The sequence below is a fragment of the Ignicoccus hospitalis KIN4/I genome, from assembly GCF_000017945.1.
Lineage (GTDB): Archaea > Thermoproteota > Thermoprotei_A > Sulfolobales > Ignicoccaceae > Ignicoccus > Ignicoccus hospitalis.
Map to the genome: position 1 here is coordinate 977,383 of NC_009776.1, position 22,944 is coordinate 1,000,326.

Consider the following 22,944-nt stretch of genomic DNA (forward strand, 5'->3'; position numbering starts at 1 on the left):
TCACCTTTTCACTTTGGAGACCAGCACCCCCACGGCCCTCTTCCACAGCTCGCAGTTCGCCTTGTTCGCGCAGTTGTTGCAAGGCCTCGCGTCCGGGTTGAACACTATCTCCTCTAGGTAACCCTTACACTTGAAGTCGTTGACCACCCTCCGTAAGAAACCCTCGTCCGCTTCGACCTTCTCTACCGTTACCTTGTTCGGAGTTATTATAACCACGTAAACGGGGACTCCCAAGGCGGCGGAGTAAGTCATGGTTTGGTAGTAGCTCCTCAGCCCCAGCTCCCCAGTGCTGCGGTACTTCAGCTCCACCGCGAACTCCTCTTGCGGGCACTTGACGTAGAGGTCCACGTGTCCCTTAACCACCACCTTCCCGGGCTCGCAGTCCACCTCGACCTCCTTCTTCACTTCCTTCTCGCTAACCACCTCGCACCCATCTATGACCTTCTTGTCCACCGAGAGCTCGATGGAAGTGTGGACCAACTGCCCCAAGAGCCACGATATGCTGTTGTTCGAGCCCCTCAGGAGGGAGCTTATCAGCAACTCCGGGTTTTCCTCGTAGGAGTCTTGCTCCACGAAGTTCGCGCAGCCGCGGCTGAGCTTGGAAACGTGAACCACGGAGGGGTCCTCGTCGGAGCTCTGGAGCTTGTCCTCCCTCGCCCTTTCTACTATCGGCGTGAAGAGGAGTCGGAGTAGGCGCCCTTCATCCACATCAAACCCCGCCTCGCCGCTTACATGCTGGCCTATAATCGGTTCCGCTCGCGCTATAACATAAATACCCCTAAGCGAGCGGCCCCGAGGGCTGATGCCTTGGAATTGAGTTAACTTTCCCCGGACCCGTCTCGGGAAGGAGAGGAGCCGAGGGCAGCTCCTCAACAACAAAGGAGAGGAGGGGTGGTGCGAGGTGTACGTAGCTGACGCGCTGCTGGAGTCGTTAGAGAGGGAGGGCCTCAAGGTGGCCTTCGGAATACCGGGCAGCGCCAACCTGGGCCTTTACGAGAAGATACCGGACCACGACGTAGAAGTGATACTGATGAGGCACGAGCAAGGGGCCGCCCACGCCGCCGACGCTTACGGAAGGGTCAAGAGGAAGGTCCCCGGCGTGGCCTTCGCCACCTCCGGGCCCGGTGCGACCAACCTCGTGACCGGCCTGGCCACCGCATACATGGACAGCGCCCCCATGATAGCCGTAACCGGGCAAGTCCCCACCGTGGTCATGGGGAGGGACGCGTTCCAAGAGACGGACGTAGTGGGCGTAACGATGCCGATAACCAAGCACAGCTTCCTAGTTAGGAAGCCGGAGCAGATAACTTGGGCCATAAGGGCCGCTAAGATGATATCCGTCACCAACAGGCCGGGCCCGGTGCTGGTGGACGTTCCCAGGGACTTCTGGAGGGTGGACATTGACTTCTACTGGCCCAGCGACGAGGAGCTCCTAAGCGAGTGGATCCCGGGCTACCGGCCCAACCCGCCCAAGCCCAACCCGGACGCGATAATGAAGGCTGCAAAGCTGCTGGTGCAAGCTGAGAACCCCGTAATACTGGCCGGCGGGGGCGTTTGGTGGTCCTTCGCCACGGACGAGCTCCTCAAGCTCGCCGAGGTACTCATGGCGCCCGTGGTGACGACCCTCATGGGCAAGAACGCCGTCCCGGCGGATCACCCGCTGGTCTTGGGCAACGCCGGCATGCACGGCAGGCCAGAGGCCAACTACGCATTATACAACGCCGACGTGGTCCTAGCCGTCGGGACGAGGTTCTCCGACAGAACGGTAGGCAACTTCGAAGAGTTCAGGAGGGGGAAGAAGATAATACACATAGACATAGACAAGAGCGAGATAGGCAAGAACATCGAACCGGACGTGGGCATAGTGGCGGACGCCAGAGAGGCCTTGAGGGTCTTGAGGAACTACATCGTCGAGGCCCTAAACTTCAAGAGGAACGAGGAGGTACCGCTCATCAGGAAGGCGAAGGAGTTCGGAGAGAGGGCTTGGGAGGTCCTCCTAAAGGAGAGGGGTAGGGGCTTGAAGCCGTGGAAGGTCTTGAAGATAGCTAGGGAAGAGCTGCCGAGGGACGCGATAATAACCACCGGGGTAGGCGGGCACCAGATGTGGGCGGCCTTACATTACCCGGTCTACGTGCCGGGGACCTACTTGACCAGCGGGGGCCTGGGGACCATGGGCTACGGCTTCCCGGCGGCCATAGGGGCTAAGGCGGCCGCCCCGGACAAGCCGGTGTTGGACATAGACGGCGACGGCAGCTTCCTCATGACCTCCCAGAACTTGGCCACCGTAAAGCAGTACAACCTCAACGTGGGGGTGCTGGTGTTCGACAACGGCTCCCTCCAGCTGATAAGGCAGTGGCAAGACCTCTTCTTCAGCCACAGGAGGGTGGGCGAGAACCTAGCGTACTTGCCGGACTTCGTGAAGCTTGCGGAGAGCTTCGGGATAGAGGGGGTGAGGCCGGAGACCTACGAAGAGATGAGGAAGGCTCTGAGGAGGGTGGCCCAGGGGGAGGCGCTGGTGATAGACTACATCGTCGACCCGGACATAATGGTGCTGCCAATGGTAGCGCCCGGCAAGGTGATATCGCCCGAGAACCTAATCTTAACCCCCGAACAAGCGGCCGGGATAAAGGTGTGAGGAGGTGGTAGCGATGAGCGAGGTGGAGACCTACGTCATAAGGTTCTCCATATACGCAGCGGTGGACGGCGGGCTGGACGGCCTGGCGAGGGCGATACACGTGGTTAGGAAGGCGCCGATAACCTTCCACGACATGGCCGTAATAGACTCTGGGAAGACCAAAGAGGTGAGTTTGAGGATAAGCGGAAAGAAGAAGGACGTAGAGTGGTTGGCGAAGAAGCTGGAGAAAGTGGTAGAAGTGTTGGAGGTCAAGGTCCAAAAGATACCGGCAGAGATAGCGGTGACCAGCGTCCAACGCTCATAACCTCTCCTCCGGGCCCCTTCCAGGAGGGGCCCGTTGGAGGAGTGCGTGTTTTGTAAGATAGTCAGGGGAGAGCTCCCCTCGTGGAAGGTCTACGAGGACGAGGACGTGGTCGCCTTCTTAGACATAAACCCCGCCACGCCGGGCCACACCTTGGTCGTGCCCAAACAGCACTATAGGAACATCTTGGACACTCCGGACGAGGTAGTAGCGAAGGTGTTCAAAGTAGCGAAGAAGATCTCAGAGGCGGTCGTAAAGGGTTTGGGGGCTAAGGGGGTGAACGTCATAACCAACGCCGAAGGGGTCGCGGGGCAAGTGGTATTCCACTTCCACGTCCACGTGGTCCCGAGGTACTCCCCGGACGAGCTGAAGTTCCAGTACACGCCGAAGAAGTACTCCGAAGAGGAGGCGCAAGAGGTCGCTAGGAAGATAAGAGAAGCTCTCGGATGATTTTATTTTCCCCAGACCCCAAGCCTTGGGTAACGAGGAGTGGAGCTTCCGAACAAATGGTATAACATACTCCCCGACCTCCCCAAGCCCTTGGCCCCTCCGAGAGACCCCGAGGGGGCGGAGGAGGAGTTCTCGAGGATAGAGCTGTTGCTAAAGGTGTTGCCACAAAAGCTCATCTGGCAAGAGAACACCGTGGAGCGCTGGGTCCCCATACCGGACGAGGTGTTGGAGGTTTACAAGGAAATAGGGAGGCCCACCCCCCTCATGAGGGCGAGGAGGCTGGAGAAGCTCCTAGACACCCCGGCCCGCATTTACTTCAAGTACGAGGGCGCCACCCCCACCGGCAGCCACAAGATAAACACTGCCGTCCCACAAGCCTACTACGCTAAGGAGGAGGGAGTGGAGGGCCTCACCACCGAGACCGGGGCCGGCCAGTGGGGCACGGCCTTGGCCTTGGCCGGCGCGATGTACGACATGCCGGTCAAGGTGTTTATGGTGAGGAGCAGCTACCACCAGAAGCCCTACCGCAGAGTAATAATGAGGCTCTACGGCGCCGACGTCACCCCCTCGCCCAGCGAGGAGACCGAGTTCGGGAAGAAGGTGTTGAGGGAGAACCCCGACCACCCCGGAAGCTTGGGGATCGCCATGAGCGAGGCCATAGAATACGCTTTGAAGAGGAACTGGAGGTACGGCGTCGGGTCAGTAATGAACTTCGTGCTCCTACACCAATCGATCATAGGCCTCGAGGCCATGAAGCAGATGGAGGAGATCGGCGAGGACCCGGACGTGTTAGTGGCTTGCATAGGCGGGGGCTCTAACTTCGGGGGCTTGGTGTTCCCCTTCTTGGGGCAAGAGCTCCAGAAGACCAAGGACCCCAAGAAGAAGAGGAGGAGGTACGTGGGAGTTACCCCCTCTGAGGTGCCCAAGTTCAGCAAGGGCAAGTACGAGTACGACTTCGCCGACGCGGCCGGCCTCCTCCCGCAGCTCAAGATGCACACCTTAGGCCACGAGTTCACCCCGCCCCCCATATACGCGGGGGGACTGAGGTACCACGGGGTGGCCCCGGCCATATCCTTGCTCTACGAGGAAGGGTGGATCGAAATTATGGAGTACGAACAGAAGGAGTGCTTCGAGGCCGGCAGGCTCTTCGCCAAGGCCGAGGGAATTGTGCCGGCGCCGGAGACAAACCACGCGATCAAGGCGGTTATAGACCTTGCTTTGGAAGCTAAGAGGAAGAACGAAGAGATGGTAATACTCTTCAACTTCAGTGGCCACGGGTTGTTAGACCTGGGCAACTACCAGAGCGTCTTGGGCTTGTGAGGGGATGGCCCCGAATGCCGGTGCCTTGTCCCTTCTGCGGAGTGGGGTGCAAGCTCAAGGAGGACGGCAAGCCGTTGGGCCCGGTGTGCGGCAAGGGGCTCGAGGCCTTCGAGTACTACAAGAACGTCTTGGAGAGGCCCCTCCTCCGGGAGGGCGACCTCTTCGTAGAGGTCAGCTTGGAGGAGGCGGCGGAGAGGGCGGCCGAGTGGATTAGGCAGTCCAAAGCCCCCTTCTTCGCGGGCTCCGCGGAAGACACAAACGAGAGCGCTTGGGCCCTCCAGAAGCTCGCGCGCTTCTTGGGGACCAACGCGGTGGACCACTGCGGGAGGGTGTGCCACTCCTCGAGCGTGGAGGCTTACAAGCTGATCTTCGGCAAACCCGTAACTCCCTTCAAGATGAGCGATAAGCTCGAGGAAGTCTTGGTGGTGGGCAGCGACGTCAGCGTGACTTACCCGGTCTTCTGGGGCAAGATAAAGAGGGAGGCCAAGAGGGTTGTGGTAGTGGACGCTTGGAAGAGCTTCACCATGCTTCAAGCGGACGAGGGGCTCTTAGTTCCCCCGGGCCCGGGCTTCTTGGCCTTCTCAGAGGTTATTTATTCCATAACCTATGGGAAGGACGTGCCTCGGTGGACGGAGGACTGGGTGGACGTCCGCGAGGTGAAGGAGATCTGGAACTCCTTCGAGAGGCCCTCCTTGGTCCACGGCATGGGCGTGACCCAGTCCGGCTACGGCTACCAAGCGACGGCGCGCTTGATCTTGGCCACCTTGAAGAGGGGAGGGACCGTCGCCACCCTCAGGGGGAAGGTGAACGTCCAAGGGGCGGGGGACATGGGCCTCAACCCCTACCCCCCAGCCCCCAGAGAGGCCTTGGAGGAGGCTTGGGGCTTCCCGGTCCCCGCCGAAAGGGGGCCCGACCTCGTGGAGGCGTTCAAGGAGCCGAGGGACTTCTACTTGGTCCACTGCCAGAACGTGGTGGCCTCCCTCCCCAACTCTTTCGCCGTGGGGGAAGCGTTGGAGAACGCGAAGGTGATCCACGTAACTCCGAAGTTTACAGAGACCAGCGTGTTCGCGGACATGATAGTGCCCTCCAGCCCGGTGATCTTCACCACCGGGACGGTCACCTCCGGGGACGGCTTGGTGACCGCGGTGAGGACCAGTACCAACAGAGCTTACGAGTTCTTCAGGTTGGTGGCAGAGTACTTGGGCTTGTACCTTCCTAAGGACGTAAAGGAAGTTACTGAAGAAGCCTTCAGCTTGGTAGACCACTACAAGAAGATAGACGTGAAGCGGCTCTACGCCGGGGAGGACCAGTACGTGGAGAAGCCCGAGGGGTGGAGGGAGGTCGACCCGCCGGAGGCCAAGCTCTTGGACTACCACTTGAAGGAGGGCTACTGGTTCTACACCGCCAGGGACCCGGCGCTCTGGACGACCAAAGGGGGGACTAAGATGATGAAGAGGCACGCAATGAAGGAGGCGTTCTACTTCGGGGAGGACCCCGGGTGCGAGGCGGTGGAGGTCTGCTCCGAGGAGACCGGCCGCTGCGTCGAGGGGGAGGTCCGGGTCAGCGAGAGGGTTCCCAAAGGCATGGTCCTCGCGTTCTTCAACCACCTAGGCCTGAAGGTAAACGCCGTAATACCGTGGGAGCCCAGGGAGCCGACCGGGACGCCGGTCTACAAGGCCGCCAAGGTAAAGGTGAGGTGCCTCAGATAGAGCTCAAGGCTTGGTCCAAGTCGGCCTCCAAGTCCTCCACGTTTTCCAAGCCAACGCTCAACCTCAGCAAGTTGTCCTTTATCCCGAGCTCCTTCCTCACCTCGGGGGGGACGGTGTGGTGGGTCATGGTGGCGGGGTGAGTTATTATGCTCTCCACCCCTCCGAGGGAGGCGGTCCTCTGAACTACCTTGACCTTCTTCATGACCTTTATCGCGTCGAACCCGTTGCCCCTAACCTCGAAGCTCACCACCCCTCCGCAGCCCTTGAGGAGCCTCTTCGCCACCGGGTAGCTGGGGTGCTCCTCCAAGCAAGGGTAGTAAACCCTCTCAACCTTCGGGTGGTCCCTCAAGAACTTCGCTATCCTCAGGGCGGCCTCGTTCTGGTAGGCGACCCTCACGTGCAAGGTCTTGAGGCCCCTTATTATGAAGTAAGCTTGCTGGGGGTCGGGGATGCCCCCTAGCATCCTCCTCACGTTCTTCAAGTTGAGTGCGAACTTCTTATCGTTGGTGGCGAATATACCTCCCAAGACGTCGTTGTGGCCGGCCAAGTACTTGCTGGCGCTGTGCACGACCCCGTAGGCCCCAACCTTCAAGGGCAAGAAGTTTATCGGGGTGGCGAAGGTGTTGTCAACTATAAGCTTGGCCCCGACCTCCTCGCAAGCCTTAGCTATCTCGTCCACGGGCGGGACTATGAGCAAAGGATTACTTATGGTCTCTACGAAGACCACGTCGGTATTCTTGTCTATCCTCTCGAGCACCCCCTCCCCCACCCCTCTCTCGTCCACTTCAATGCCGTACGACCTAAGGAACGTGGTGAAGAACTCGTAGCTCGTCCCGTAAATGTCCTTAGTGGTGACCAACTTGGACCCCGGCTTGAGGAGGGCCATGGCGGCGGAGCTTATGGCAGCCATGCCGCTGGAGAAGGCAACGGCCTCCGCGGCCCTTTCTACGGCTGCTGCCTTCCTTTCCAAGGCCTCTATAGTCGGGCTGGAGTTCCTGGCGTACTTGTAGCCGTAGGGGTTCCCCTCCGGGTACTTGTATATCGCCGAGACGAAGATAGGAGTGACTATGGAACCCGTCTCGGAGTCCCTATACTCTCCCCCGTGAACTAGTCTGGTCTCCTCTTCCCAGTCCTCCGGCGGTTCTACGAACACCATCGCCATCACCCCCGCGCATGGCTATCTTCAAGGGCCTCCGGCCGGACGCACAAAAAGGCTTTGGGCCCCAGCGAGCCCGGAGCTGAGCCTTGCCGGCCTTCCCCCCTGAGCCCGGAGAGAGGGTCGAGGTAGCCATAATAGGGGGCTCCGGCCTTTACGACCCCGAAATACTGGAGGGCGTCAAGGAGCTCAAGGTCTACACCCCCTACGGCCCGCCGAGCGACAACATAATAGTAGGCACCCTCAAGGGTAAGAGGGTAGCCTTCCTGCCCCGCCACGGCAGGGGGCACAAGATACCTCCCCACAAGGTCAACTACCGGGCCAACATATGGGCCCTCAAGAGCTTGGGGGCCAAGTGGGTTATATCGGTCTCCGCCGTGGGCAGCTTGAGGGAGGACTACAAGCCCGGCGACTTCGTAATCCCAGACCAGTTCATAGACATGACCAAAAAGAGGGAGTACACCTTCTTCGACGGGCCCGTGGTCGCCCACGTGAGCGTGGCCGAGCCCTTCTGCGAGGACTTGAGGAGGCTCGCGTACGAGACGGCGAAGGAGCTGGGGATAAGGGTCCACGACAAGGGGACGTACGTTTGCATAGAGGGACCCAGGTTCTCCACGAAGGCGGAGAGCAGGATTTGGAAGGAGGTATTCAAGGCCGACGTAATAGGGATGACCTTGGTGCCCGAGGTCAACCTCGCTTGCGAGGCGCAGATGTGTTACGCCACCGTAGCGATGGTGACCGATTACGACGTGTGGGCGGAGAGGCCGGTGACCGCGCAGGAGGTCATAGAAACCATGCAGAGGAACACTGAGAACGCTAAGAAGCTGTTGTACTCATTGATCCCCAAGTTGCCGGAGGAGCCGGAGAGGTGCAGCTGCTGCAACTCGCTGGAGACGGCCCTTCTCTAATAAACCCCGTTTCCTAGCCCCGCCAACGGGTCGCGGAGTTGGGAAGGAGGAGGATGACCCTACCCAAGGACGAAGAGAGCATGATGAAGATCCAAGAAGAGATAGAGATGGAACACGCTCACGAGCACCACCACCATCACCATCATCACCACCACGACATAAACGAGGTCTTGGTCTACATATTGGAGACTTTGGAGGACTTGAAAGAGAGGGTTAAGAGGTGCGAACAGAACGTGGACTCCTTACAGAACGACGTTAGGACCCTATACAAGACCGCAGTGTTCACCTTGAGGGCTATAATGAGCGAGGGGGACGAGCGGAAGGAAGCCTTGGAGGACGCGTTGAAAGCCTTGGAGAAGAAGATATGAGTCGGACTGCCACCGTACAGCTCACCGCTCGCTGAGGGGGCTATTTCTTCATCCCCTCCTCGCTCCTCTTGACCTCCTCTTTGGCCTTTTCGCTCGCTATCTTGCTGTGCCCTTCCGGGTCCCTTATTATTATAGTGAACTTCCTCTTCCCTTCTAACATCTCCTTAAGAACTTCTAACCTCTTCTCGCACTCGGCCTTCTCCTTCTCGTCGTGGGCGTCCTTGCACAAGTACTCTATTATGTCCTTGAACCTCTGCAACACGCCCTCCACGGTGGTCAAGAAGCCTTGGGACGCCGGCCCCGGGGTGAGCTCCGCTTGGAGCTCCGGTATCTCCAAGCTCGCGGTTGAGGAGCGGAGGACCAAAGTGTTTAGGTCCTTCTCGTCCTCCACTTTGAACTCTATTTTCTGGTCGCCCTTGGACTCCCAAGTTCTTATGTCTACGAACTTGTACCCGCACTCCGAGCACTTGCCCACCACCATTATTACTGGGCCTATCATCGGCATGTCGTAAGAGTATATGCTCACCTTCATGCTCTCCTTGCCGCACACCGGGCACTTGACCACTTCCTCCCTCAACAGCTTCACGCTAGCGCCCTCGGGGAGCTCCAACCCGTCCAACCCCAGCCGGGCGACCCATGGGAGGTATTGAGTGGAGGGCGGTGCCCTTATTTTTCGCTCCCGCTTGGGGCCCTCGGGGAGGAAGAGTGAAGGTCCCCAAGGAGATAGTTAGGTACTGTCCGCGCTGTAAGACCCACACGCCCCACGCGGTGAGCTTGTACAAGCACGGCAAGAGGAGGGCGCTGGCCCAAGGAGAGAGGAGGTACAGGAGGAAGCAAGAGGGTTACGGCTCCCAGAGGAAGCCGGAGCAGAAGAGGTTCGCCAAGGTCACCAAGAACCAAGTGGTAAAGCTGAGGTGCAAGAACTGCGGCTACACGCTGATGTACAACTTCGGGAGGCTCAAGAAGCTGGAGCTCGTCTGAGCGGGCACAGCGGGTCCCCCTCGAACCCTGCCCCGGAGGCCAGCGCCCTCGCGAAGCACCCTCCCATGCAGTTCTTGTAGTAGGGGCACTCGCACCCTCCGGGAGGGGGCGAGGAGACCCTCCTCACCAACGGGTGCCTCAAGTACTCTTCCCACACCTCTTCCAACGGCCTCCCCTTGACGTCGTTTATCTTGAAGTCTAACACGTCGCAGAGCATGGTCCACCCGTCGGGGCCTATGTCCATGCCCGACGCCTTCCTACAGTTCCCCGCGCTCACCCTCTTGCTCTTAACTACGTACTTCGCCCAAGGCGCGCACCACACGCTCCCCCTCATCTCGTTTTCTTCCAACGCTTCCTCAAACAACTTCAACGCGGCTACGAACTCGTCGCGACCCACGTATACTCCGTTCTTGAGGGCGTTCCCGAAGGGCATTATGGGAATTATGGCTACGTGCGAAGCCCCCAGAGCCCTCGCCGTCCTCACGAACTCGCCCACCTTGGAGTAGTTGTGTTTCCCCACCGCCATGACGAGCGCGAACTCGGCCCCGGCCTCCCTCAAGTTGTTTATCCCCCTCAAGGTGGCCTCCCAAGTGCCCTTGCCCCTCAAGAACTCGTGGGACTCCTTGTCGCCGTCCAAGGAGACGTAAGCGAAGATCCCGTTCTCGGCCATGTACCGGGCCCTCTCCTTGGTTACGAACATCCCGTTGGTCACTAAGCTGACGTCCGCCCCCCTCTGGGACAAGTCCGCTAGGACTTCGAGGACCCAAGGCTTGAAGAAGAGCAGCTCCCCTCCGCTGAAGTTAGTCCACTCCAGCCCCAAGTCCAACGCCTCCCTCATTACCCTCTCGACCTCCTCCCTCCCCACTTCCGGCCCCCACTTGGAGGGGTCTAGGAACCTCTTGGCGTAGCAGTGCTTGCAGTCCAAGTTGCACTTCCCGGTCAAGATCCATATTATGCTCCTCAGCTTCATTTCCGCTCCTTGTGACGGCGTCCGGAGGAGGATTAATGAAGCGGGGACAACACGCTTCTAACCTTCCCCCGGCGCCGCGCAGCCCGGGTCCGAGATTTTGGAATACGACGCCGTCGTAGTGGGCGCGGGGACCACCGGGCTGGTGGCCGCCAAGTTCCTAGCCGAGGCCGGCTACAAGGTCCTAGTGGTGGAGCTCAAGGCCGAGGAGGAGGTGGGCACCAAGGTCTGCGGGGACGCGATAAGCAAGGAGTACTTCGAGAAGATTCCCATAGGCAACCCCCCGGAGGAGGCGGTGGACGGGAACATAGTGGGGGCCAAGATATACTCCCCGGACGAGGAGACCGTGTGGACCGTCCCCGGAGAGGGCTACATGCTCAACAGGAAGAAGTTCGGAGAGTGGTTGTATAACATGGCTAAGGAGGCGGGCGCGGAGTTCTCCTTCAAGACCCGCGCTCTAGGCCCCGTGGTGAAGGACAACAAAGTCGTCGGCTTGACCGTTCGCAAGGACGGCAAGGTGGAGACTGTGAGGGCGAGGCTCGTGGTGGACGCCAGCGGGGTCGCCTACGTAGTGAGGAGGGCCTTACCGAAGAGCTGGCCCGTGGCCGAGCCCTTGGACCCCAAGGACACCGCCGTGGCTTACAGAGAGATAAGGAGGATAACGACCCCCTTAGAGGACGACAAGTACATAAGGATATACGTCGGCCAGCAGAAGGCCCCGGGAGGCTACTGGTGGCTCTTCCCCTACCGCGGGGGAGCTAGGGTCAACTTGGGCCTAGGGGTACAAGGCGGGGTGGGCCACAAGGACCCCATGTGGTACTTCCACGAGTACTTGGCCCCCAGGTTCCCCGGCGAGGTGGAGCACGCCGGCGGAGGCGTTGTGCCCACGAGGAGGCCCTTGGACACCATGGTCGCCCACGGCTTCGCGACGGCCGGCGACGCGGCGTACCAAGTGAACCCCATCCACGGCGGCGGCATAGGCTCCGGCATGCTGGGGGCCTACTTGCTGGCCAAGACCGCAGTGAAGGCCCTTGAGGAGGAGCCCACAGTCGAGAACTTGTGGAAGTACAACAAGGACTTCATGGACGCTTACGGCGCGAAGCAAGCTGCCTTGGACGTCTTCCGCGTCTTCCTCCAGTCCTTGACTGACGACGAGATAAACTACGGGATGAAAAACAGAATAATAAAGGAGGAGGACTTGCTCAAGGCCTCCCTGGAGGGGGACTTGAGGGTCTCCGCGCTGGACAAGCTGGGCAGGGTGATAAGGGCCCTCGGGAAGCCTTCCTTGCTCCCCAAGCTCAAGACCGTGGCGGAGTACATGAAGGAGGTCAAGCAGCTCTACAAGGACTACCCGGAGACCCCGGAGGGCTTCGAGGAGTGGAGGGAAAGGGTCTCGGAGACCTTCGAGCGCTATAGGAAGGAGCTGAGCAAGTAGCGCGCCAACTCCTTGGCCCCCTCCGGGTAGGAGGGCTTGAGCACGCCCTTAGCCCTCTCGACCGCCTCCCTCAACCCTTTCAAGTCACTCAAAACGGCCCCTATCTTCCTAGCGTAGGGGACCGCGTTCTCCGGCGATGCCCCCCTCTTCAAGTGAGGGTTGATGACTAATACCGTGGGCTTCCCGTAGGCGAGCGCAGCCACGGCGGCCGTGGAGCCCGGGAACGTGGTCACCACCGCCGAGGCCCCCGCGAGCCACTTGTGGAACTCGAAGGAGAAGGAGAAGGCCTCCCTAACCTTCCCCTCGTACTTCTCCGGCGGCACCTTGCCGGTCTGGAGGACCGCCCGCTCCCCGAAGGCTTGGGCAGCAGCGTCGAAGAGCTCCTCGTAACCCAAGCTGCCGGCCGTCACTAAGACGTAGCCGCCGTCGTAGGGGTCGTAAAGCCTCGGCTCGTGGACGGGGCCGAACACCTTGGACCTCTTCGGGTACGCGGCTTTCTGCTCCTCCCAGTGCAAGGCGTTCAAGTCCGAGAACGCGGAGGCGAGCTTGGCGGCTCTGGTGGGCTTGACTACGGCGTCTATAACTTCTACGTTGACCACCTTGGCCCCCTTGAGCTTCTGCGTTATGCCGGGGACCAGGGCGAAGTTGCTCCCGTTTAAGATTACTACGTCATACTTCTTTATCTTTAATGAGTCTATCAAGGCCTTGAGGAGCCTCCTCAAAGAGGGGCGGGCCTCGCCCACCGGCACCGGCTGTTCGGTCGAGATGACCTCTTCCGCCACCCCCCGGAACCTCCCCTCCGTCCCCTTGACCGTTAGGACGTCCGGAGGGGAGCCGAGCTCCTTGAGCCAGTAAGCTATCGCGAACGCTTGGCCCGCGTGCCCCCCGAAGCCCCCCACCACGAGGGCCTTCAAAACCGAACACCCTTCACTCGTGGAGGTATATCAAGTTCAAGGTGTCCTCCTCCACCCCGTCCACCTTGGCGTAGCCCTTCCTAATCAGCTGTACCCAGCCCTCCAACTTGAGGGCTTCTGGCTCCACCAAGGCAAAGGACTTCCTCTCCCCGGGCCTCCAGACTATAGCCCCCTTGGGGTCCTTGACCCACTGGACTATGTCGTAGCCCTTCTCCTTGTCCAGTTCCTTGCTCTCGAACTCGAGTAAGTAGACGCCCTCGTCCTCGTCAAAGCCCTTGTACTTGAAGTTGGCCAACTCCATGAGCCTCAGCCCGCCTCTCCTCTTCGCCCTCCTCAAGTCGGCCCTCTCCAAGTAGACCACCTCCCCGGGCTCCACCGAGTACTTCCTAGACCCCAAGCCCTCCGTCGGGTGCCACGGGAGCTCCGCCTCCAAGGGCTCTGGGGCCAGCAGCTTGGCCGGCGCGGGGTCCTCCACTGCCATCACCCTGTAGGCCTTCTTGTCTATCACCTTCTTGTTCTCGGCTGCTAAATTTGCGAAGCTTATGCTCGCGTCGCTGCTCTTTATCCCGACGCTCAGCATGACTTCCCTTATCGCCTCCGGGGCGAAGCCCCTCCTCCTCAGCCCCCTTATGGTCGCTGCCCTGGGGTCGTCGCCCTTGAAGCCGGCCTCCCTCATCTTGCTCTTGGAGAGCACGAAGCCCTCGAGCTTGAGCCTCCCGAAGTGTATTACCGTAGGCATGGTCCATCCCAAGTGTTTGTACAAGAACTCTTGCTTCACCGTGTTCTGCCTGTGCTCCCTGGCCCTGAGCACGTGAGTTATGCCCATTAGGTAATCGTCCACCCCCGCGGCGAAGTTGTAGGTGGGCCACAAGACGTACTTGTCGCCCGTTAGCGGGTGGGGGTGTTTGGAGGTGTCTATTATCCTAAACGCCACCCAGTCCCTAACCGAGGGGTCCGGGTGCCTCAAGTCGGTCTTGACCCTTACCACCGCTTCGCCCTCGCCGAACTTGCCCTCTAGCACTTGGTCGAGCAGCTCCTCTTGCTCCTCCGGAGGCAAGTCTCTGTGGGGGCAAGGCTTGCCCTCGTCCCTGAGCTTCCTCCACTCCTCCGGGGGGCAAGTGCAGACGTAAGCCCCTCCCCTCCTCACGAGCTCCCTCAAGAGCCCGTAGTAAACCTCCATCCTCTGGGACTGGTAGTACTCCTCGTCCCACCCTATCCCCAACCAGCTCAAGTCCTCCTTTATGGCCTCGTAGGCCTCCGGCAAGGGCCTCTTGGTCCTCGGGTCCGTGTCCTCGAAGCGAAGGACGAACCTCCCCTCGTAGGCCTTGGCGTATTCGTAACTTATTATTGCGGGCCTCGCGTTCCCCAAGGTCATGTAGAAGTCGGGGTTGGGGGCGAAGCGGGTCTTGACCTTGCCCCTCTCCGCGTTGGGGAGAGGGGGCAAGCCCTTCCTAGTCTCCTTCTTCCTCTCCTCCAACGCTTCTGGGAACCTCTCCTTCAAGATCCTCTCTTGCTCCTCCAAGCTCATCCTGTTAACTTCTTCTACAACTTCCTTGATTATTGGTATTATCTCCTTAACCTTAGGGCGGAGCTCCGGGCTCTCCGCTAGGACCGCAGTGACCACCGGCTTGAGCTGGGCCTTGCCGCCGTGGAGGTAGGCGTTCCTCAAGGCGTGCTTGAGGGCCAGCTCCCTGACGTCCACTCTAATTTCCCTCTGAAGGGTCCCGGGGAGGTCCTAAAACTCCCTAAGCCCCTATACTTGTTGGGAGTCGACGAGGTCCTTCCCCCGATTACTAGCGCAGGGGTACCCCCTTCCTCTTCATCACTTCCTTCAAGGCCCTCCTCAAGTGCTCCGCGTCCACCGCCACGTTCCCGGTGGTGTCTTCTTGCGTTATGACTACCTTGCCGTTTAAGTAGACCTTAACCGTAGGTATGATGAACACCCTCTCCTCGCTCATAACCCTCGGAGCCATGGCCACGTCGACCTCTATTACCTTAACCTTGAAGTTCTCTAGGTACTCTACGAGCTTCTCCACCAGCCTCTTGCTGGCCGGCACCCACTCCGCGGTGAACACCACTACGCTTACCCCCTCCTTGATCTTCTCCTCGAACTCTTCGTAGCTGGTTATCAAGCAGCTCCCTAGTGCCTCACCCCAAAGTGACCGAAAAGGGCTTTTCTGACCCTTCTAAGAGAACCTTGCCCTCGCACTTAGAGAACACTTCGAAGTCGAAGTTCTTTAACCTCAAAACTATGAAGTACTTGCCGGTGTAGAGCGTAACCCCCTCCGGGGAGAACTTGAGCCTCCCGTCGTCGGTATAAACCTCGTGAATTTCGCACCTCCCCACGCCTACGTCCTCTCTGATCATCCAGCCTATGGAGATAACCGCGTCCTTGTTTAGGTGCACCACCCCGGGGTACATGGGGTCTAAGGGGTCCAAGGAATTCATCTTCTTCCCCTTCTCGCCCGTCGCCGTCCCGGGCTCGAGCTTCAAGGTCCCGGCGCAAGGGCTCTCCACGCCCTTGACGAGCACTTCGCCTTCGACTTCCAAGTCCAGCACGACCACGGGTTTGCCGTAGTCGTCGAAGGCCCAGAAGACCTTGACTATCCTCAACACGTTGACGGGCCCCCGACCGGCCTCGGCCAGCGGCGTCAGAGCTATCAAGGAAGCGAGGGCCGACGCTATCAATAGCAGCGAGATGAGCGCGAAGCCCTTCCTCGTCTTCGCTCACCGTGCGAGAAGGGACGTTCGAGATCCAAAAACGTTTTGCGGGAGAGAATCACTGGCGGAGCCTCTCCTCGAGCTCCGCCAACCTGTTCAACATCACCTTCCTCTCTATTCCGGCAACCATGTAGCGGGTCCTCACCACGGCGTCGGGGTTGACGCTTATGCTGTCTATTCCAGTCTTCACTAAGAACTCCACCAGCTCCGGGTAGACGCTGGGGCCTTGTCCGCATATGCTTACGGTCCTCCCGTACTTGTGGGCGGTCTTGATGAGCATCTCTATAGCCTTTAACACCGCCGGGTCCCTCTCGTCGAAGTAGCCCATCTTAGCTAGCAAGTCGCTGTCTCTGTCGGCGCCCAACACCAGCTGGGTGAGGTCGTTGCTGCCTATGCTGAAGCCGTCCACCAGCTGGGAGAACTGGTCCGCGAGGAGCACGACGCTCGGGACCTCTGCCATTATCCACACCTTGAAGTCCCTGCTCCTCTTCAGTCCCTCCTCTTCCATTATCTTCAGCACCTTCTCTACCTCCCAGGTGGTCCTCACGAACGGCAGCATCACCCAGACGTTCTTCAGCCCGTACTCCTCCCTCACCTTCTTTATCGCCCTTACCTCCAAGCGGAAGGCGGGCTCGTACTTGGGATGGATGTACCTAGACACGCCCCTCCAGCCCAACATCGGGTTCCTCTCTTCGGGCTCGAACTCCTCCCCTCCCTTCAGCCCCCTGTACTCGTTGCTCTTGAAGTCGCTGAACCTAACCACTACGGGCCTCGGGTATATGGCGGAGGCGACCTTCGCTATGCCGTCGGCCAGCTTGTTTATGAAGAAGGTCTCCTTGCCTTCCTTTATTAGGTAGAGCGGGTGGTAGCCTATCCAGTCCGTTATTATGAACTCGATCCTCATGAGTCCTATCCCGTCGAACGGCAAGTCCTTGTAGCGGTCGATGGCGTTGGGCTCGCCCAAGTTCATGTAGATCTTGGTCCCGGTGGGCGGGTAGAGGAAGCGCAGCTCCTCCTTAGGTATGCCGAAGCCCGCGGCCTCGGCCTTCTCCTCCTTCTTCTCCGCGCCCAACTTCACCTTGCCCTTGTAAACTACTCCCCTATAACCGTCCACAGTCACCACGGTGCCGCTCTGGATCTTCTTGGTAGCCTCCTTGGTGCCCACCACGGCCGGTATGCCCAGCTCCCTAGATACTATAGCCGCGTGGGAGGTCATGCCCCCTTCGTCGGTTACTATTGCGGACGCCTTCCTCATCAAGGGTACCCAGTCGGGGTCGGTCATCTTAGTTACCAGCACGTCGCCCTCGTTGAACTTGTCAGCGTCCTTCTTGGGGTCGAACAAAACCTTAGCGGTGCCTATCCCTATCCCGGGGGAGGCCGGAAGACCTCGGACGAGGACCTCGGCCTCCACGTGCTCGACCTCCTCTTCCTCTTCTTCGGGCCTCACCTTTACCTCTTCCCTTGCGGACCAGACCGTCTCCGGCCTAGCTTGCAACATGAACACGTTCTTGGGGAACTCCATTTCCTTGTCTATAGCCCACTCTATGTCCATAGGCCTCCCGTAGTGTTCTTCTACCTTGACGCCCATCTTCGCCAACGCGAAGATCTCCCTGTCGTTTAGGGAGGGGGCCTCCGCCTTCTCGGGCGGCAGCGGGACCTCCTTGGTGCCTCCCTTCTCGGGGTCGAATACTATGGCGATTTCCTTCTTAGCTATGTGCTTCTCCAAGATCATCCTCTTCAAATCTTCCTCGCTCACCTCAGTGGGGTCCTTGTCTATAAGCTCCTTAACGACCCTCTTGTCCACTATGAAGGTGTCCGGAGTGACCTTGCCTCCCACCACGGCCTCGCCCAGGCCCCACGAGCTCTCGATAGTGATCTTGTCGCGGTCACCGTTCCTCACGTCCAAAGTAAACATCACTCCGGCCTTGTCCGCGTTGACCATCTTCTGGACCACGGTCGCCATAGCCACGTTCTCGTGAGGGATGCCCTTGCTAACCCTGTACGCTATCGCCCTGGCGTTGAAGAGGGAGGCCCAGCACTTCTTGACGTGCTCCACCACGGAGTCCTCGCCTATCACGTTCAAGTAGGTGTCTTGCTGCCCCGCGAAGGAGGCGTCGGGCAAGTCCTCCGCGGTGGCGGAGGACCTCACGGCCACCCTGAGCTTATCGGGCTCCACGCCCACCCTCTTAGCGAGCTCCCTGTAAGCCTTCCTTATCTCCTCTTCCATGTCCTTGGGCATGGGGGTTTCGATTATTAACTTCTTAATTTCTTCGGAGACCTTCTCCAGCTCCTTAACGTCGCTCACGTCCACGTCCGCGAGCATGGAGTTTATCTTGTCTAGGAGCCCAGTCTCCTTTATAAACCTCCTATAAGCGTTGGCGGAGACCACGAAGCCGGGAGGGACCGGTATGCCGGCGTGTACGAGCTCGCCGAGGTTGGCGCCCTTGCCCCCGGCCAAGGGCAAGTCGTCCTTAGTAATTTCTTCGAACCACAATACTACTTTGTTGACCTTGTCCTCGCTCAAGGCGCGCCCCTTCCCGCCCTACCGCCCCTCCTTTTTTAGGGTTCATGCATGCTAATACTGTATATACCCGAGGTGTACGGCCGTGGAGGTCCACTCGCCAGTGGGCTTCGACGAGAAGCTGCCATTGAGGTGTCTGCTAGAGGTGGAGAAGGACCTTGGGGACGTCAAGAGGTTTATAGCCTACGTGCCGGAGCCCAGCGACCCGAAGGCCGAAAGGGCCCTTTCTAACTTGAAGGATTTGATAGTTAATTATGGAAAGGAGTTCGAGGTGATTTACCTCTCCGCGGACCCGGGGGACCTGTTTCAGAACGTCTCCAAGGTTTCAGCTATGCTTAGCAGGTCGCTGAGGCTAGAGGACGTGGCGGTTTGTTTGAACGCCGGCATGAGGCACGTGTTGGTTGCTATGGTACTAGCCGTAATGACCGTCGACACCAAAGACTGGGGGAGGGTTTTCGTCTACTTGGGCTCCGAGGGGGACCCCACAAAGCGAGCGTTGTTGAACTTGGCTTCAGTCATAGAGGGACTTCGGCCCCTATGCGAGAAGGGAGACTTGGAGAGGGCGATCTACGCGGTCGTGAGTAAGGGGCCCATGAAAAAGGCAGACATATTAAAGAAACTGAGGGAGATGGGTTACGACCGGTCTAAGCAGCGCGTTTACGAAGTTATCAACCGAATGGTGGAGGCGGGCTCCCTCGAAGTGATAAAGCGAGACGGCAAGGAGCTCGTGGCGCTGAAGGGTTATAAGGAGAGGGAGTAGCACGCGAAGAAGTCGCCAACGGAGCACACCTCCTCCCCGACCGACCCGAGCTCCTCCCTAGATAGGAAGCGCGCGTACTTGAAGATCGGATGCCCCCTCCTCCCCTTCTCTTCGTAGGACTTGACCAGCTCGCTCTCCTTGAGCAGCGCGCAGACGACCACCCTCTTCCCCACCCTCTTAGCCTCCTTCAACGACCTCTCCTTGTCTTGTACGAAGCAGAGCGAGGTGACGAAGGCTACCGTATCGAAGGAGGAGCTCCGGAAGGGGAGGGCTTCGGCGACCCCTAAGACGGCCTCCGCGCCCTTCCCCTTCGCTAACCTCAACGCCCCCAAGGCCGGGTCCAAGGCGACGCAGCCCAGGGGCGCCGAGAAGGCCCCCGTGCCGGCGCCTACCTCTAAGCACCTCCCCTTCACCGCCCTCCTAACGCACTCGAGCTCCTCCCGGTAGAGCCCTTCGTTCTCTTTGTACCAAGAGTCGTACTCCTCCGCGAGCCTCGAGAAGGCCTCGAAGCTCATTGGGCCACACCGCACGTGTTCCCTATCCCGGCCACTATCGCGGTAGCGCCCTTGGGCAGCTCCTTCACCCTTTCTATTACTTTCTGGACCACGAGGTCCACCGCTTTGGCCACCTTCTCCGGCATGTCAGTTATTGCCTCCTCCGCACTCATCTTAATTACTATGGCCTCCAAGGGAATGCCGTACTTGGTGGCCGCCCTCTCTATGGCTATCTTCTCCGGCCCGGGGTCCCCTATGGCCGCGCCGGAGCCCTCCGCTATCTGGCCGGTCTCCTCTCCCTCCAACTTTAACGCCGCGTCGACCGTCAAGATGAGGTCCACCTTCCCCCGGAGCTCCTCCACGACCCTTTGGACGGCCTCGCCCGGGGAGCCGACCGTGGCCCCGGGCCCCTCGGCCTTTATCACTATTACCCTCCTGCCTTCAATGTCCACCTCGCCCGCGACCGTGTCCTTGGCGGGCCTCCACAGCCTCTTCTTATTGATAAGTAACCTAAATGCCACCAGCGGGCCCGCCCCGTCGCCCACGGGTCTGCAGTTCTTGAAGGTGTCCAAGGCATCCCTCAAAGTCTTGCTCATCTTACTTATCATGGGCATCAACATCCATAGTTGCATCATCAGGAAGAAGTTGTTAGTCTTTAAGGACGTAAGCAAGTAGTGTCTCACGATCTTGTATATCGTGTTCAAGCTGTTGGTTATTTCGAGCATTACCATGGCGTTGTGCTTGTGGGCCCTCGGGACGTCCTCCGGCAGGCTTGAGGATAACAGCCTCTCCCACCTCTCTTGACCAGTTCTAATTATGTGGGCCATCCTCTTGGTTATGTCAGTGGGCTCTATGTCTACCGGACTTATGTGGAAGAACTCCTTTATTCTCCTTACTATCTCATCAGCGTTCTTAACGTTTAACTTCTTCAAGACCTCTAGGGTCTCCTTCTCGCTCTCCTCCGCGTACCCCTTTATCTCTTCCATTTTCACCCTTATGTTCTTGGCCCATATGTACATCCTGAGGCGGGCGTCGGCGCCGGTGAAGGCCATGAGTAAGAACGCCATAAACATCAGCTGCGTTATCACGTCCAATACGTTTGAGGGTTCTTGCAACGCCGAGCCCGGTTACGGCAGAAGGCCTCGCTTATTAATCTGAGGCGCACTTGGAGGCGAGCTCCCTCAAGCCCTCCTCCAACATATCCTTAACTTTCTCCACGTTGATCTCGAAGGAGGCCGCCAGGTCCCAGAGGCCCTTCCCTTGCACCAAGAAGCCGAAGGCCGCTGCGCCCAGCTCTTCGGGAAGCTCCCAAACGCCGTTGAGGGCGCAGCAGTAGAGCGCCGAGAAGGCGCTCTCCGCCCCTATCTTCCCTTCTAAGAACTTCTCCAATAACGTCCTTTCGCACTCAATGCCCAAAGGCTCCGGGGAGGAGTGCTTGAGCATTTTGAAAGCCTTCTTAACGTCCACGTCCCGATAGACCCCGTGGGCGGAGAGCAAGAAGGAGCGGGAGAAGGCCTTAGCGGCCAGCTCCACCGCTTCCCCTCCCTTAGCGACGGCCACGTTCTTCTCTCCCGTTACCTTGTTGTACCTAGGGGAGAGGTATATCACCTTGTAGCCGTTCTTGAGCCAGAAGTCGAGCACCTCGTGGTTTGAGAAGATCGCCCCGGTAACCTCGGCCTCCAACGCCTTTAACAAGGAGCTCCCTATGCCCCTCCTCTGGAGCTCCGGGACCACGGCTATCCTCACCACCCGCCTCGCCGGGGTGGGGAGGAAGCGGGAGAGCAGCCTGCTCAACGCCGCGCCCTTGGCGGGGGACCAAGGGTCTTCCGGGGGCTCCTCGTCCACCGTAAAGGCCACCCCCACCGGCCCCTCGCTCCCCGGGTACTCCCACAGCTTCCCCTTGGGGTGTTCCAACACCAGCTCCAAGTCTGAGGGCTCCCAGCGGTAGTGGGCGTAGGAGAGCAAGGCCGCGTAGGGCCTAGCCCCCGCGGGCTCCGTCAGCTCCTCCCTGTCCACCTCTCTAGGCCCCCCAGAGGGCTCCGAGGGCGAGGGCTCGGCGTCCAAGTGGAAGGCCTCGTACAGCCACCTCTCCACCGGGTCCCCCGGAGGGTACCTAACGGGCTCCTTCAGCTCCACCACAATTACGTTCTTGAGCTTGTCTAACAACGTCTTAGTGAGGGCCCTCCCGGACCCCTCGTAGCCGTGGACCGTGGTGGCCATTACGACCTTCCAAGAGCGGTTGATTATTCTCCGGACAGCAGCAACGCCGACGGCCGCGGCCTCGTCCACCAAGACGGCCCCTCCCTTGCCCCCGGCCTTGGGGGGCGGGACCCACTCCACCCTCCACCCGGGCCCTACCAAGCGCCAGCCCTCTTCGGACTCCTCCTTCTTGAAGCGGGCCCTCCTCTCGCTCATCTGTTGCTCGAACATCTTCAAGAAGCTGTGCATCTCCGGGGAGGGGGAGGTCACCTCCACCCTCCTAACCCCGAAGTCCAAGACCAGCGCGGCCGCCACGGCGCCCAGGAGGGCGCTCTTCCCCCTCCCCCTGTCCCCCAATATCGCCATTACCCTCCCGGTGCCCACTACGAAGCCGTTCAGCTTCTTCAAGGCCGCCCTCTGTTCCCTCGTAAGCCCCTTGGGGGGCTCCCACTTGGGGCAAGGGCCCCTTTCCTCGTAGGCCTCCAAGGCCCGCTCTAGGTAAACGCCGAAGAGGCCGGTTCCCCCTCTCGAGGAGTACACCTCTTTCAGCTCCCTCTCCTTTATGACGGCTATTGTCCCGCCGGCCTTGACCGTTTCCATGACGGCCGGGAAGGCGTTGGCCGGAACTGGGCCGCGGAGGTCTATGACCGCGTGGTCCCACTCGGTACCCAAGACCTTTCTGTAGGCGTTAGGGGGGAGCCTCCTCCAAGGGTACTCCGGCCTGGACTCAGAAACGAAGAGGACCCTCCCCTTCAAGCGGGCCAAAAGGCTGTCGTTCGCGAGGACCAGCCTCCTCCAGTAACACTTCAAATCAAACGGGCCCTAAAGGGCGGTCCCGGAAGGCTTTTCTACTCAGCGGCCGCCTCCTCCAGCTCCAGCTCTATTAGCCTGGCGTCCACCGCCTCCCTGAGCTCCGACTCGCACCAAGCGCTGCTCATCTTCTTTATCTCGTCCTTTATCTTCTCTAAGACCTCCTCTACGCTGTCCCCTTGCACTTGGGCTCCGGAGAGGGGCTCGACGGCTATGTAGTACTCGCCGCTCTCGTCCTTCTCCTTATAAATTACTACTCCAACCTTTACCTTCGCCACGCTCTCGCCCGGCCCAA

Annotated in this window: 23 protein-coding genes; 10 read left to right on the forward strand and 13 right to left on the reverse strand. The window is 59.6% G+C overall.

Features of this window, described 5'->3' with window-relative positions:
- Nucleotides 1-708 carry a hypothetical protein gene (locus tag IGNI_RS05640; protein ID WP_052570248.1) on the reverse strand — a complete coding sequence of 236 codons (708 nt, stop codon included), beginning with the start codon at nucleotides 706-708 and terminating at the stop codon, nucleotides 1-3.
- Nucleotides 709-901: 193 nt separating this feature from the next.
- Between IGNI_RS05640 and ilvB the strand changes: the two genes are divergently transcribed.
- The 5 genes from ilvB to IGNI_RS05665 are packed head-to-tail and all read left to right on the forward strand — an operon-like array spanning nucleotide 902 to nucleotide 6,415.
- Nucleotides 902-2,635: a biosynthetic-type acetolactate synthase large subunit gene (gene ilvB, locus IGNI_RS05645; protein ID WP_012123238.1), complete on the forward strand. Its 1,734-nt coding sequence runs from the start codon at nucleotides 902-904 to the stop codon at nucleotides 2,633-2,635.
- A gap of 13 nt (nucleotides 2,636-2,648) precedes the next feature.
- The gene (locus IGNI_RS05650; RefSeq protein WP_338032777.1) at nucleotides 2,649-2,939 is read left to right on the forward strand and encodes an ACT domain-containing protein; all 291 of its coding nucleotides are present in this window, start codon (nucleotides 2,649-2,651) and stop codon (nucleotides 2,937-2,939) included.
- Between the two features lie 33 nt (nucleotides 2,940-2,972).
- Nucleotides 2,973-3,386, forward strand: coding sequence for an HIT family protein (locus IGNI_RS05655; RefSeq protein ID WP_012123240.1), 414 nt, complete (start codon nucleotides 2,973-2,975; stop codon nucleotides 3,384-3,386).
- Nucleotides 3,387-3,425: 39 nt separating this feature from the next.
- Complete coding sequence (locus tag IGNI_RS05660) at nucleotides 3,426-4,706, forward strand: TrpB-like pyridoxal phosphate-dependent enzyme (protein WP_012123241.1); 1,281 nt, start codon at nucleotides 3,426-3,428, stop codon at nucleotides 4,704-4,706.
- Nucleotides 4,707-4,720: 14 nt separating this feature from the next.
- On the forward strand, nucleotides 4,721-6,415 hold the full coding sequence (locus tag IGNI_RS05665) for a molybdopterin oxidoreductase family protein (RefSeq protein WP_012123242.1): 1,695 nt from the start codon (nucleotides 4,721-4,723) through the stop codon (nucleotides 6,413-6,415).
- Here IGNI_RS05665 and IGNI_RS05670 read toward each other — a convergent pair.
- Nucleotides 6,408-7,571 carry a trans-sulfuration enzyme family protein gene (locus tag IGNI_RS05670; RefSeq protein WP_012123243.1) on the reverse strand — a complete coding sequence of 388 codons (1,164 nt, stop codon included), beginning with the start codon at nucleotides 7,569-7,571 and terminating at the stop codon, nucleotides 6,408-6,410. The two genes, IGNI_RS05665 and IGNI_RS05670, sit on opposite strands and share 8 nt — an antisense overlap.
- A gap of 89 nt (nucleotides 7,572-7,660) precedes the next feature.
- Between IGNI_RS05670 and IGNI_RS05675 the strand changes: the two genes are divergently transcribed.
- Nucleotides 7,661-8,479, forward strand: coding sequence for an S-methyl-5'-thioadenosine phosphorylase (locus IGNI_RS05675; protein ID WP_012123244.1), 819 nt, complete (start codon nucleotides 7,661-7,663; stop codon nucleotides 8,477-8,479).
- A 38-nt stretch (nucleotides 8,480-8,517) separates the two neighbouring features.
- Nucleotides 8,518-8,847, forward strand: a complete 330-nt coding sequence (locus IGNI_RS05680) for a hypothetical protein (RefSeq protein WP_012123245.1) — start codon at nucleotides 8,518-8,520, stop codon at nucleotides 8,845-8,847.
- 40 nt (nucleotides 8,848-8,887) lie between these two features.
- On the opposite strand, the gene IGNI_RS05685 is transcribed toward IGNI_RS05680, so the two are convergent.
- Nucleotides 8,888-9,433 (reverse strand): ZPR1 zinc finger domain-containing protein, encoded by a 546-nt coding sequence (locus IGNI_RS05685; protein WP_148202265.1) that lies wholly within the window; start codon nucleotides 9,431-9,433, stop codon nucleotides 8,888-8,890.
- A 119-nt stretch (nucleotides 9,434-9,552) separates the two neighbouring features.
- Here IGNI_RS05685 and IGNI_RS05690 point away from each other — a divergent pair, with 119 nt between their 5' ends.
- Nucleotides 9,553-9,828, forward strand: a complete 276-nt coding sequence (locus tag IGNI_RS05690; protein ID WP_012123247.1) for a 50S ribosomal protein L44e — start codon at nucleotides 9,553-9,555, stop codon at nucleotides 9,826-9,828.
- Here IGNI_RS05690 and IGNI_RS05695 read toward each other — a convergent pair.
- A complete protein-coding gene (locus tag IGNI_RS05695; protein ID WP_012123248.1) occupies nucleotides 9,806-10,798 on the reverse strand; it encodes a radical SAM protein in 993 nt (330 codons plus the stop codon). The genes IGNI_RS05690 and IGNI_RS05695 overlap by 23 nt on opposite strands.
- Before the next feature lie 97 nt (nucleotides 10,799-10,895).
- Between IGNI_RS05695 and IGNI_RS05700 the strand changes: the two genes are divergently transcribed.
- Nucleotides 10,896-12,230: a digeranylgeranylglycerophospholipid reductase gene (locus tag IGNI_RS05700; protein ID WP_012123249.1), complete on the forward strand. Its 1,335-nt coding sequence runs from the start codon at nucleotides 10,896-10,898 to the stop codon at nucleotides 12,228-12,230.
- On the opposite strand, the gene IGNI_RS05705 is transcribed toward IGNI_RS05700, so the two are convergent.
- The 5 genes from IGNI_RS05705 to ppsA all read right to left on the reverse strand — a co-directional run bounded on the left by IGNI_RS05705 (nucleotide 12,206) and on the right by ppsA (nucleotide 18,389).
- Nucleotides 12,206-13,144: a UDP-N-acetylglucosamine--N-acetylmuramyl-(pentapeptide) pyrophosphoryl-undecaprenol N-acetylglucosamine transferase gene (locus IGNI_RS05705; protein WP_012123250.1), complete on the reverse strand. Its 939-nt coding sequence runs from the start codon at nucleotides 13,142-13,144 to the stop codon at nucleotides 12,206-12,208. The two genes, IGNI_RS05700 and IGNI_RS05705, sit on opposite strands and share 25 nt — an antisense overlap.
- Nucleotides 13,145-13,157: 13 nt before the next feature.
- On the reverse strand, nucleotides 13,158-14,846 hold the full coding sequence (locus IGNI_RS05710) for a glutamate--tRNA ligase (protein ID WP_012123251.1): 1,689 nt from the start codon (nucleotides 14,844-14,846) through the stop codon (nucleotides 13,158-13,160).
- Between the two features lie 91 nt (nucleotides 14,847-14,937).
- Entirely contained in the window at nucleotides 14,938-15,276 is a 339-nt protein-coding gene (locus tag IGNI_RS05715; RefSeq protein ID WP_012123252.1) for a thioredoxin family protein, read from the reverse strand.
- A 16-nt stretch (nucleotides 15,277-15,292) separates the two neighbouring features.
- The gene (locus IGNI_RS05720) at nucleotides 15,293-15,832 is read right to left on the reverse strand and encodes a hypothetical protein (protein ID WP_012123253.1); all 540 of its coding nucleotides are present in this window, start codon (nucleotides 15,830-15,832) and stop codon (nucleotides 15,293-15,295) included.
- 91 nt (nucleotides 15,833-15,923) lie between these two features.
- Nucleotides 15,924-18,389: a phosphoenolpyruvate synthase gene (gene ppsA, locus IGNI_RS05725; protein WP_012123254.1), complete on the reverse strand. Its 2,466-nt coding sequence runs from the start codon at nucleotides 18,387-18,389 to the stop codon at nucleotides 15,924-15,926.
- A gap of 82 nt (nucleotides 18,390-18,471) precedes the next feature.
- On the opposite strand from ppsA, the gene IGNI_RS05730 reads away from it, so the two are divergent.
- Nucleotides 18,472-19,146 carry a hypothetical protein gene (locus tag IGNI_RS05730; RefSeq protein ID WP_012123255.1) on the forward strand — a complete coding sequence of 225 codons (675 nt, stop codon included), beginning with the start codon at nucleotides 18,472-18,474 and terminating at the stop codon, nucleotides 19,144-19,146.
- Here IGNI_RS05730 and IGNI_RS05735 read toward each other — a convergent pair.
- From IGNI_RS05735 to IGNI_RS05750, 4 genes are read right to left on the reverse strand one after another with little or no spacing between them, the layout of a single operon-like run.
- A complete protein-coding gene (locus IGNI_RS05735) occupies nucleotides 19,128-19,661 on the reverse strand; it encodes a class I SAM-dependent methyltransferase (protein ID WP_052570255.1) in 534 nt (177 codons plus the stop codon). The genes IGNI_RS05730 and IGNI_RS05735 overlap by 19 nt on opposite strands.
- Complete coding sequence (locus tag IGNI_RS05740; protein ID WP_012123257.1) at nucleotides 19,658-20,755, reverse strand: DUF1512 domain-containing protein; 1,098 nt, start codon at nucleotides 20,753-20,755, stop codon at nucleotides 19,658-19,660. The genes IGNI_RS05735 and IGNI_RS05740 overlap by 4 nt, the downstream gene beginning before the upstream one ends.
- 34 nt (nucleotides 20,756-20,789) lie before the next feature.
- A complete protein-coding gene (locus IGNI_RS05745) occupies nucleotides 20,790-22,649 on the reverse strand; it encodes a tRNA(Met) cytidine acetyltransferase TmcA domain-containing protein (protein WP_012123258.1) in 1,860 nt (619 codons plus the stop codon).
- Nucleotides 22,650-22,687: 38 nt separating this feature from the next.
- Nucleotides 22,688-22,927 carry a type II toxin-antitoxin system HicB family antitoxin gene (locus IGNI_RS05750; protein ID WP_012123259.1) on the reverse strand — a complete coding sequence of 80 codons (240 nt, stop codon included), beginning with the start codon at nucleotides 22,925-22,927 and terminating at the stop codon, nucleotides 22,688-22,690.
- Nucleotides 22,928-22,944: the final 17 nt, after the last annotated feature.

Coding starts and splice junctions, on each gene's coding strand:
- IGNI_RS05650 (WP_338032777.1), top strand. CDS start 2,649: ATGAGCGAGGTGGAGACCTACGTCATAAGGTTCTCCATATACGCAGCG.
- IGNI_RS05665 (WP_012123242.1), top strand. CDS start 4,721: ATGCCGGTGCCTTGTCCCTTCTGCGGAGTGGGGTGCAAGCTCAAGGAG.
- IGNI_RS05670 (WP_012123243.1), bottom strand. CDS start 7,571: ATGGTGTTCGTAGAACCGCCGGAGGACTGGGAAGAGGAGACCAGACTA.
- IGNI_RS05695 (WP_012123248.1), bottom strand. CDS start 10,798: ATGAAGCTGAGGAGCATAATATGGATCTTGACCGGGAAGTGCAACTTG.
- IGNI_RS05735 (WP_052570255.1), bottom strand. CDS start 19,661: ATGAGCTTCGAGGCCTTCTCGAGGCTCGCGGAGGAGTACGACTCTTGG.